The sequence below is a fragment of the Paraburkholderia sp. genome (genome assembly GCF_026225065.1).
Lineage (GTDB): Bacteria > Pseudomonadota > Gammaproteobacteria > Burkholderiales > Burkholderiaceae > Paraburkholderia.
In genome coordinates, this window is the sequence record NZ_JAMFSB010000444.1 from 1 (window position 1) to 9,882 (window position 9,882).

Annotated in this window: 8 protein-coding genes and 1 pseudogene; 5 read left to right on the forward strand and 4 right to left on the reverse strand. The window is 61.0% G+C overall.

Annotated elements, in window-relative coordinates:
- The coding region (gene hpnJ, locus M0954_RS29935) for a hopanoid biosynthesis associated radical SAM protein HpnJ (RefSeq protein ID WP_367279553.1) at window positions 1-1,139 on the reverse strand (1,139 nt) is incomplete at its 3' end.
- 95 nt (window positions 1,140-1,234) lie between these two features.
- Complete coding sequence (gene hpnI, locus M0954_RS29940) at window positions 1,235-2,461, reverse strand: bacteriohopanetetrol glucosamine biosynthesis glycosyltransferase HpnI (RefSeq protein ID WP_297357119.1); 1,227 nt, start codon at window positions 2,459-2,461, stop codon at window positions 1,235-1,237.
- A gap of 1,037 nt (window positions 2,462-3,498) precedes the next feature.
- On the opposite strand from hpnI, the gene M0954_RS29945 reads away from it, so the two are divergent.
- A complete protein-coding gene (locus M0954_RS29945) occupies window positions 3,499-4,494 on the forward strand; it encodes an LLM class flavin-dependent oxidoreductase (RefSeq protein ID WP_297357121.1) in 996 nt (331 codons plus the stop codon).
- On the opposite strand, the pseudogene M0954_RS29950 reads toward M0954_RS29945, so the two are convergent.
- Window positions 4,488-4,628: pseudogene (locus M0954_RS29950) on the reverse strand (alpha/beta hydrolase); the annotation flags it as partial. The gene M0954_RS29945 and the pseudogene M0954_RS29950 sit on opposite strands and share 7 nt — an antisense overlap.
- A 417-nt stretch (window positions 4,629-5,045) precedes the next feature.
- Here M0954_RS29950 and M0954_RS29955 point away from each other — a divergent pair.
- Both M0954_RS29955 and M0954_RS29960 read left to right on the forward strand, forming a co-directional pair.
- Window positions 5,046-5,534 (forward strand): hypothetical protein, encoded by a 489-nt coding sequence (locus M0954_RS29955; protein ID WP_297357123.1) that lies wholly within the window; start codon window positions 5,046-5,048, stop codon window positions 5,532-5,534.
- Complete coding sequence (locus M0954_RS29960) at window positions 5,524-6,102, forward strand: hypothetical protein (protein WP_297357125.1); 579 nt, start codon at window positions 5,524-5,526, stop codon at window positions 6,100-6,102. The genes M0954_RS29955 and M0954_RS29960 overlap by 11 nt, the downstream gene beginning before the upstream one ends.
- A gap of 139 nt (window positions 6,103-6,241) precedes the next feature.
- Here M0954_RS29960 and M0954_RS29965 read toward each other — a convergent pair whose 3' ends face one another.
- Window positions 6,242-7,327, reverse strand: coding sequence for an alpha/beta hydrolase (locus M0954_RS29965; RefSeq protein ID WP_297357126.1), 1,086 nt, complete (start codon window positions 7,325-7,327; stop codon window positions 6,242-6,244).
- A 469-nt stretch (window positions 7,328-7,796) separates the two neighbouring features.
- On the opposite strand from M0954_RS29965, the gene glgC reads away from it, so the two are divergent.
- Together glgC and M0954_RS29975 are read left to right on the forward strand one after the other, a co-directional pair.
- Window positions 7,797-9,068 carry a glucose-1-phosphate adenylyltransferase gene (glgC, locus tag M0954_RS29970; protein WP_123384289.1) on the forward strand — a complete coding sequence of 424 codons (1,272 nt, stop codon included), beginning with the start codon at window positions 7,797-7,799 and terminating at the stop codon, window positions 9,066-9,068.
- Window positions 9,069-9,160: 92 nt separating this feature from the next.
- A partial coding sequence (locus M0954_RS29975; RefSeq protein ID WP_297357128.1) for a glycogen/starch synthase occupies window positions 9,161-9,882 on the forward strand: 722 nt, incomplete at its 3' end.

The following is a 9,882-nucleotide window of genomic DNA, read 5'->3' on the forward strand; positions in this document are numbered from 1 at the left end:
ACCTGGATCGTGTGCGGGTTGATTTCCTTCGCGTACCGGATGGTCTTTTCGATGGTTTCCTGCGTCTCGCCAGGCAGGCCCAGGATAAACGTGCCGTGAATCTTGATGTCCAGCTTGCGGCAGTCTTCGCTGAAGCGCCGTGCGATATCCGTGCGTAGACCCTTCTTGATGTTCAGCAGGATCTGGTCGTCGCCGGACTCGTAGCCCACCAGCAGCAGACGCAGGCCGTTTTCCTTCATGATCTTCAGCGTCGCATACGGGACGTTCGCTTTCGCGTTGCACGACCACGTCACGCCGAGCTTGCCCAAACCCCGTGCGATCTCTTCCACGCGTGGCTTGAAGTCGGTGAAGGTGTCGTCGTCGAACATGATCTCCTTGACTTCAGGCATGTTGTCGCGGATCCACTTCACTTCTTCCAGCACGTTCTCCACCGAGCGCGTGCGGTAGCGGTGACCGCCGACCGTCTGCGGCCACAGGCAGAACGTGCACTTCGAGCGGCAGCCGCGGCCCGTGTAGATCGACACGTATGGGTGCTTCAGATAACCAATGAAGTAATTCTCGATCTTCAGGTCGCGTTTGTAGACGGGCGCCACAAACGGCAATTCATCCATGTTCTCGAGAATCGGGCGCGCCTCGTTGTGCTCGATCGAGCCGTCCGCGGCGCGATAGCTCAAACCCTGGATCTGCGCGAGCGGTTTGCCTGCGGCCACTTCCTGGCAGGTGAAATCGAATTCTTCACGGCAGACGAAATCGATCGCTTCACTCGCGGTCAGCGAGTTGTGCGGATCGACAGCGACCTTCGCGCCGACCATGCCGATCATCACTGAAGCTTTGCGCTTCTTCAGATCCTCAGCGAACAGGGCATCAGTAGGGAACGACGGCGTGCTCGTATGGATGATGACGAGCTCGTACTCTTGTGCGATCTCGAGCGACGCCTCCACCGAGAGACCATCCGCCGGTGCGTCGAGCACGCGACTATCCGGCACCAGCGCCGCCGGCTGTGCGAGCCATGTCGGATACCAGAACGAACGGATCTCGCGCTTCGCCTGATAGCGCGATCCCGCGCCGCCATCGAAACCGTCATACGACGGGGCCTGCAAAAACAGCGTCTTCATAGATGCTCCGCTATCTGCCTTGATTCTGGCTTCTGATAAGTCATTAAACCGATGATACGGTTCCTGCGCCACGGTGCCGCAGCGTGATGCGGCATCGGATACCCGATTCGCAGACATTTTCATCCACGATCCGAGAGTTCCACAATCGACGCACGCGTCTGCGCCACGCGATTGACCACCGACATCCGCGCGCCGCGCCAAACCACATGCGAGCCGAACACCGCGCCCAACCATTGCAACGCGAGCAGCGTGTCGCGCAGCGGCACGAGCGGCAGATCTCGCCAGAACGTGCGCGAAATGCGGGCGCTGCGGGCATGCAACAACACGCGTGCGAGCAGACCGGTGGCAGCACTGATCGACAGCGTCAACGCCATCAAAGGATGAGCGCCCGCCCCGCTGCTGGTTCCATCTATAAATCCAGTACCCAGCCCGAACGCCAGCAGTGCGCTGACCACCAGCCACGGCGTCGTAAACGTAATGATCAGCGACGCGAACCCCGAGCGATTCACCGAGCGGATCGTGCGTAGCCAACGCATTTCACGCAGCCATAAGGTGGTAAAGGTGGGCTCGATCACGTCGGTGGCGACCATCACCGAAGAAAGCACCGTGTTCAACCCAAGCGTGCGCGCACGTTCGGCCAGCCAATAGTCGTCGGCCAGACAATCCTTGAGGGTCTCGAAGCCGCCGATGTCCTCGAGCGTCATCCGGCGCAACGCCAGCGTCGCACCGAAGCCGAAGCGGCGCGAGCCCCCCGCATGCGCGACGCGCACCGACGGCGCGAACCATTCGTTGATGAACAGTGCCCCCACCCGCGGCCAGAAGCCGCCCACGCTCTGCGCCCGGTACAGGCAGGTGACAACGCCCGTGTCGGGGTCGGCGAGCGGCGCGGTGACGGTGTCGAGATAGTCCGGTTCAACCGCGATGTCGCTATCGGCGAGCACAATGATGTCATGGCGCGCGCGCTGCGCCATGTTGATGAGGTTGCTGACCTTCAGGTTGCTGCCGTGCACGCGCGAATCAATTACGAGTTCGATGTCGCAGTGCGGATACGCCGCCTGCAGCCGCCGCACCACGCCGATGGCCGGGTCGACCGGCGACGAAACTCCGCATAGCAACTGAAAGCAGGGATGCGCCTGCTCACAGAACGTCACCAGGTTTTCGTACAGACGCGGTTCGATCCCGCACAGCGGTTTGAGCACGCTGACGGAACTCCAGCCCACATGACGCACAGCAGCACGTTTGCTGAAAAACGGCATCGCGACTGCGGCAACACCGGCATACACGGTGGTGGCGCAGCACATCAGAACCAACAGCCACTCCAAACCAGATAGCAAATGCACCGTCATTGGCCACCTCTCCCGCTCCCGGTGGCCCGCAACCCGGCGATAGCAGGACAAATCGACAAAAGATGCATGGATACGCTCGCTCGCACGATCGAAACTCCTTCTGCCTGCGTCGGAACAATTGGCATCGGAATGAGCCGCATTGTCGAAGCGACGTCCACGATTTGCTTTACTGTAATTTACCGTAATATTTAATCGGCTTTATGACAGATAATCGAAAGCGAATAGACAGAGATCTATCAGTCAATAATGACCGGTCGCTCCGGATGCGCTTCTGTCAGCGACCGCAGAGATCAAGACTACAGACGTACAGAGCCAATCCCAACAAGGCTTACAGCTTGGTGTCGTGCCTTTGAAAGGTAATCGCCCGCGCATTCATGGTGGGAAAAATTGTAGCAGTCCCCGGGAAAACCTGCTTCCTTGCCGCCATTCACTCTAAACCCTCTTTTACTGGCTTAGCAGGGATCTTTTACAGTTTTATAAAGCTATGTTATTTGACTGACAATAATCGCGGCATTCTGAGGATACTCGGGGTGCTTTCAGATATTGATCTGCTCAATGAGGCGAATTGCCGGCTTGCCTCAAGCGACTGGTCTGAACAAGTCGCGCGCGGCGCATGCGCCCGACGGCAGGTCAGGGTTTGATGACCCGGCCGGTCCGCTGCGCCCGGAGGTACTTTGCGTAGCCGACCTACGCGTGACGCAAACGAACCGGCTGGCATCACGATCGCCGCCTGCCGCAGCGCAGCACGGATGCGTGGGCCGGCGCACCGACGGTGCGCCGTGCATCTGCTGTGGAGCAGCCATCTCACGCTAACGCCAGCCGGACCTGCGATCTGTGCGACGTCACACGCTGACGCCGCACGATCCGCTGCGGCCATACCCTCACCCTGTCGTCGGTGTGGACTTGTTCACCGCGTCAGCGGGAATCGAAGCGCTTTGGCACAATCGGTCTTTGCCTTTGCTGTCGGCGGACTTACAAGCGTGCGAGCGCATCGCTCCACGCGACCCGCGCGACGCACGGCTTCGGACGAACTTGCCATGATCCCTTTCTCGGTCCTAGACCTCTCCCCTATCACCGCCGGCGCCAGCGCGACGCAGGCCTTCGCCAACACGCTCGATCTCGCCCAGCACGCGGAGCACTGGGGTTACCGGCGCTTCTGGCTCGCCGAGCATCACAACATGACCGGCATTGCCAGCGCCGCGACTTCAGTGGTGATCGGCCATGTCGCCGGCGGGACCAAAACGATACGCGTTGGCTCGGGTGGCGTGATGCTGCCCAATCACGCGCCGCTGGTGATCGCCGAGCAGTTCGGCACGCTCGCGTCGCTCTACCCGGGGCGGATCGATCTGGGTCTGGGCCGCGCGCCCGGCACCGACCAGACCACCTCGCGTGCCTTGCGTCGCGATCTGTCGGGCAGCGCCGATTCGTTCCCGGACGATGTGGTCGAACTGCAGCGTTACTTCGCGGATCCGGTGCCCGGCCAGCGCGTGCGCGCGGTGCCAGGCGCCGGGCTGCACGTGCCGCTGTGGCTGCTCGGCTCGTCGCTCTTTAGCGCGCAACTGGCCGCGGCGCTCGGTCTGCCGTTTGCGTTCGCGTCGCACTTCGCGCCCGACCATATGCTGACCGCGCTGCGCCTGTACCGCGCGCAGTTCCGTCCTTCGGCGGCACTCGACAAACCCTATGCGATGGTCGGGGTGAACCTGTTCGCGGCCGACACCACCGAAGCGGCTTATCGTCTGTTCACCTCGCTGCAGCAGCAGTTTGTGAATCTGCGCCGCGGCACACCGGGACAGCTACAGCCGCCGGTGGACCGGATCGAGGCGGCGGAGATGGAATTGAACAGTGTCGCGCAATCGCTCGCGTGCTCGGTGATCGGCGATCCAGACACCGTTCGCGAGGGACTGCTGTCGGTGATCGAGCAGACCGGTGCGGATGAGCTGATCCTGACCGCGCAGATTTACGATCACGCGGCGCGGCTGCGCTCGTTCGAGATTGCCGCGCAGGTGCGCGACGAGATTGCCGGCGCTCAGTAAGTAACCGGAACCGCCGCCAGACCGTCCAGCAGCGCCTTGTGAAACGCCTGCGGGTCCTGCATCTGCGGCGCGTGACCAAGGTCCGCGAACTCGACGGGCGTGGCGTGCGAAATCGTCCGCGCCGCGAGCCGGCCTCTAAAATCCTTATCCCATCGCGGTCTAAGCAAAATAGCCTTTTCGAGGATTTTCCGGGAAAGGCACATGCCGCCCCAACGCGGAGCTTAATGCGCGAAACCCGGCATCCGGTAACTGGCGAATAGCGACCACTCGCCGCGTCCGGCCTCTGCACCGACGCCCCGATGCGGAACGGACTTGGTTGTTGCAAGTTATTGTGATCGGGCAGCTCATCTTTAGCGCCGGACGCTATTGTGAAAGGAACCGGCGCCCTGCTAGCTTTGATGATTTCGCGACGGATTCAATGGTAGGCTGAGGCCTTAGATATGAGTACGGGAACATCTGCTCATATCTCACTAATACAGGCAAATATGTCGACCGTGCTGGCAGGCGCTAACGTGCCGCCGCGGGCGCATTGTGAGAATACAGGATAGATAGTGGCTGATCCGAAAACTGAAGACGCAGGCTCTTCTTCCGTCGAGTATGTGCAGCGCGTCACGACCTTTTTGGGGCGAGTGAGTGCCTGGTGTAGAGAACATGGCTTAACCGTGGAACGCGACGCTGTAACGCTCAATGAAGAGCTAATGGCCCAATATGATGCCCCGAGCCTCTACATAGCAAAGGACGGAGTCTCAGTGGCCAAGATCCTGCCTGTTGGATCAAAAATCATCGGAGCGCACGGGAGAGTGGACCTGATCGGCCGTGTGACGAGACATGCGCTCCTTTTCTATGTCGGAAAAGGTCCGGCATTTTCGACGCAAACTATTGCGGGTGGAAAAACCACAATCTCGTCGTCGACACCCATGCGTTCTGGAGTCGACGAAGATGGCTGGTACTGGATCGAGGCCAGAGTACGTCGGGCAAAGCGCGTTGATGAAAGTCTGTTTCTTGACCTGCTCACGGACGTCTCCGACTATGAATTTTAATAATCCCCTGGATCCCGTCTATAAGGCATTTGCTGTGGCAAACGATTGCTTCAAGGTCGCCACGCGCACGATTCAAATTCAGCACGAAGAACTCATCCGACGCACACAGTTCATTGAGGCAACTCCGGAGGAGGCAAATACCGCCCTCGAAGATGCAGCAAAGCAAGCAGCGGACCTTGCCATCTTGGCGCTGTTCGCCACATTCGAGCGGTTCGTCATTGAGCATCTGCAAACGGCGAACCGTCTGCTGGCCGCAGGATATCCGCAGCAGTATGCCAACAAGCTGGCAGAAAAGTTCGAAAGTGAAGTCGAGTACTGGAGGTTTAGTGAGATTCTCAACCTTTTCAAAGGCGAAGTTGACTCTGATCTCATCGGGCAGGTAAAGCAAATCAAGCAATATCGTGATTGGATCGCACATCAAAACCCAAGCAAACCAACCCCGACGCAAGCCGCGCCGGAAACAGCCTTCGATGTCTTAACCAGGATGATCGAGCAAATTCGGCAGACCCACACACCTCCGCCGGAAGAGGAAGCGGTCGACGCTGTCGCACCGGCGTACGCTCAATAGGCGGCGAGTCAGTCGCGAAGTCTGTCTGCAAGCGGCCTCCCTGGCAATTTGCGATGCCGCGCAAAATAGCTCTGGCCATTTTTTCCCGGCGGCGAGAGGCGCTGGAATACGGTGGCGGGGCAGAAAGTCGTTTCAGTGCTCAGCGACTAGCCGAAACCGCCGCCAACCCGCCGAGCAGCGCCTTGTGAAACGCCTGCGGGTCTTGCATCTGCGGCGCGTGACCCAATTCTGCGAACTCAACGAGCGTCGCATGCGGAATCGCCTTCGCGACCGCCCTGCCCAGCTCCGGATAATGGCCGATCTCTGCGCGCACGGCGGCGGGCGCCGCGTCCTTGCCGATGGCCGTCGTGTCCTTCTGCCCAATCATCAACAACGTCGGCATCTGCAACTCGCCCAGTTCATACACCACCGGCTGCGTATAGATCATGTCATAGAGCAGCGCGGAATTCCAAGCGACGATCTGCTTGCCCGGCCCGCGGTACATGCCCGCCAGCATCTGCACCCATGGCTCGTAGTCTGCGCTCCAATGACCTGCGTAATAGGTAGACTGTTCGTAGCGGCGAATGCCGTCGGCCGTCGTCTTCAGTTCCCGCTCATACCATTGATCGACAGATAGCGACGGCACTCCTTTCGCTTTCCAGTCTTCGAGGCCGATTGGGTTGACGAGGACCAGTTGCTGCGTCTCTTGCGGATACATCAGCGCATAACGGATCGCGAGCATGCCGCCGGTCGAATGACCGATCATCGTGACGCGACTCACGCCCAGCGCGTCGAGCAGCGCATGGGTATTGCGCGCCAGTTGCTGGAAACTGTACTGATAGTGCTCGGGCTTGCTGGACTTGCAGAAGCCGATCTGGTCCGGCGCAATCACCCGGTAGCCGGCATCGCTCAGACGCTGGATGGTCGGCTCCCACGTGGCCGCGCAAAAGTTCTTGCCATGGAGCAACACCGCCGTACGGCCGTTGGGATGCACTGGCTTGATGTCCATATAAGCCATGTGCAGGGCAACGCCTTGCGAAGTGAAATCGTATTGCTCGACCGGCGCCGGATAATCGAAGCCCTGCAGTTCGGGGCCGTAGGCAGGACCGTCGTTGCCTGACGCGGCGCTCGCGGCGGGGGCACTAGCGGCGCCATCGCCCTCGGCCCACGCCACGTGAGACGCGGCGCATACCGTGAGCGCACAGGCGCTGAACAGGGCGAGCAGATGAGTTCGGCTAACTTTCATACGCGATGGGTTCCAGCGGAATGGTTTAGCGGAATCAGCCTGGACAAGAGCGTCACTGCGGCTCAATCCAAAGCGGCCCGCAATCGAGTTGCCGATTCTACGTTCCCCATCCGAATCCTGCTCCGGCGCCCGCATAGACCACCCGAAACCCGTCGACCCGCATATTGCGCCGCACCATTCGCACCGCTATGCGCCGTTCCGCACGGACGCCGCGAGCCTCGACTGCGATCTTGCGCAGGACACCGATAAGTTTGGCATCCACATAATCCAGACTATTCGCCGGCAGCAGATCAGTGCTAGAAATAGCAAACAATTGTCAATCGGAGGGCGACAGCGGCGCATATCTGGACCAGAATCGATAGAAAAACAAACCAGCAGATCCATCCGGGGTACAACATCAGCAACCACGTTGCATGGGACAGGCGTCAGCGCAAAAGCGCGAGCACCGCCCCAAACATGGAGACAAAAAATGGAAACGCCGGCAAGCCTCAACGATCTGCAACGCGCCACCCTGGCTATCGTCCTCGCAGGCGGACGCGGCACGCGGCTCGGGCCGCTCACCAACAAACGCGTCAAACCTGCCGTCCACTTCGGCGGCAAGTACCGGATCATCGACTTCGCGCTGTCCAATTGCCTGAATTCGGGCATTCGCCGTATCGCGGTCGTCACGCAGTACAAGGCGCACTCGCTGATCCGGCATGTGCAGCGCGGCTGGGGCTTCCTGCGCGGCGAGTTCAACGAGTTCATCGACCTGTGGCCCGCGCAGCAACGCGTCGAAGGCGGCCACTGGTACCGCGGCACGGCAGACGCCGTGTTCCAGAACCTCGACATCATCCGTTCAATACGGCCGAAATACGTCGTCGTGCTGGCCGGCGACCACATCTACAAGATGGACTACACGCGCATGATCCGCGACCACGTCGAGAGCGGCGCGGACTGCACGGTGGGCTGTATCGAGGTGCCGCGCATGGACGCGGTGGCCTTCGGCGTGATGCACGTGGACGAAAACCGCCGCGTGACCGGCTTCGTCGAGAAGCCCGCCGATCCCCCCGCGATGCCGGGGCGCCCCGACATGGCGCTGGCCAGCATGGGCATCTACGTGTTCAACGCCGACTACCTGTACACGCTGCTCGACGAGAACATCACCACTGAAGACACTGATCACGACTTCGGCAAGGACATCCTGCCGCGCGTCGTGACGCAAGGGCATGCGATCGCCCATCCGTTCAGCATGTCGTGTGTCTCCTCGGATCCGAACGTCGAGTCCTACTGGCGCGATGTCGGCACAGTCGACGCTTACTGGTCCGCCAATCTCGACCTCGCTTCGACGATCCCGACGCTCGACCTGTACGACCCCGACTGGCCCATCTGGACGCAACAGCAGCAGTTGCCCCCCGCCAAATTCGTGCGCGACATGAATGGCCTGCAGGGCTCGGCCACCAACCTGGTCGTGTGCGGCGGCTGCGTCATCTCCGGTTCGCAGATTTCGCGCTCGGTGCTATCGTCGAATGTGGTTGTGAATTCTTTCTGTAACATCAATGAGGCAGTCTTGTTGCCGCAGGTCACGATTGGCAACAGTTGCCGGCTGCGCCGCGTGGTGATCGATCGCGGCTGCTCGATTCCGGACGGCACGGTGATCGGCGAAGACCCGGTGCACGACGCCGAGCGCTTCTACCGCACCGAAACCGGCATCGTGCTCGTGACGCCGGATGCGCTACGCGGCCAGACGCCGACGCAGTAGGATTGCGCGGTGGGGTGACCCAGTCGAACCGCGCAGCCGGACCGGTAACCTGCAAACCCGAACCAACACTCGCCACAACCGGAAACCTGCCCATGACGATTCGTGCCCTGCACGTCGCAAGCGAGCTGTATCCCCTCCTGAAGACAGGCGGTCTTGCCGACGTGGCGGGCGCCCTTCCCCCGGCGCTGATCGAGCTCGGTGCCGATGCAAGGGTGCTGTTACCGGGCTTTCCGTCGGTGGTGGCGGGTCTCACCGATCTGCGCCCGGTGGCCCAGCTGGGTCGCCGGTTCGACTCGCCGAACGTGACGCTGGAACAGGGCACGCTGCCGGCCAACGGCCTCGTGGTCTACGTGATCCGCGCCGACACGCTCTACAACCGCCCCGGCAACCCCTACCTCGACGCGGAACATGTGCCCTACGGCGACAATGCCCAGCGCTTCGCACTGCTCGGCTGGGTCGCCGCACAACTGGCGCAGCATCTCGATCCGGAGTGGGCGCCACAGATCGTCCACGCACACGACTGGCACGCGGGCCTTGCCCCCGCTTACCTGCGGGCGGCCGAGCGTCAACACGGCCGGGCGTTCGCACGCAGCGTATTCACCGTGCATAACCTCGCCTATCAGGGCGTGTTTCCGGCTCATCTGTTCGGACAGCTTGGGTTGCCGGCTGACTTCTTCCATATGCAGGGCATCGAGTTCTACGGGCAGATGTCGTTTCTGAAAGCGGGCCTGTTCTACAGCGACCGCATCACCACGGTGAGCCCCACCTACGCCAGGGAGATCCAGACGCTCGCCCAGGGCGGCGGCCTCGACGG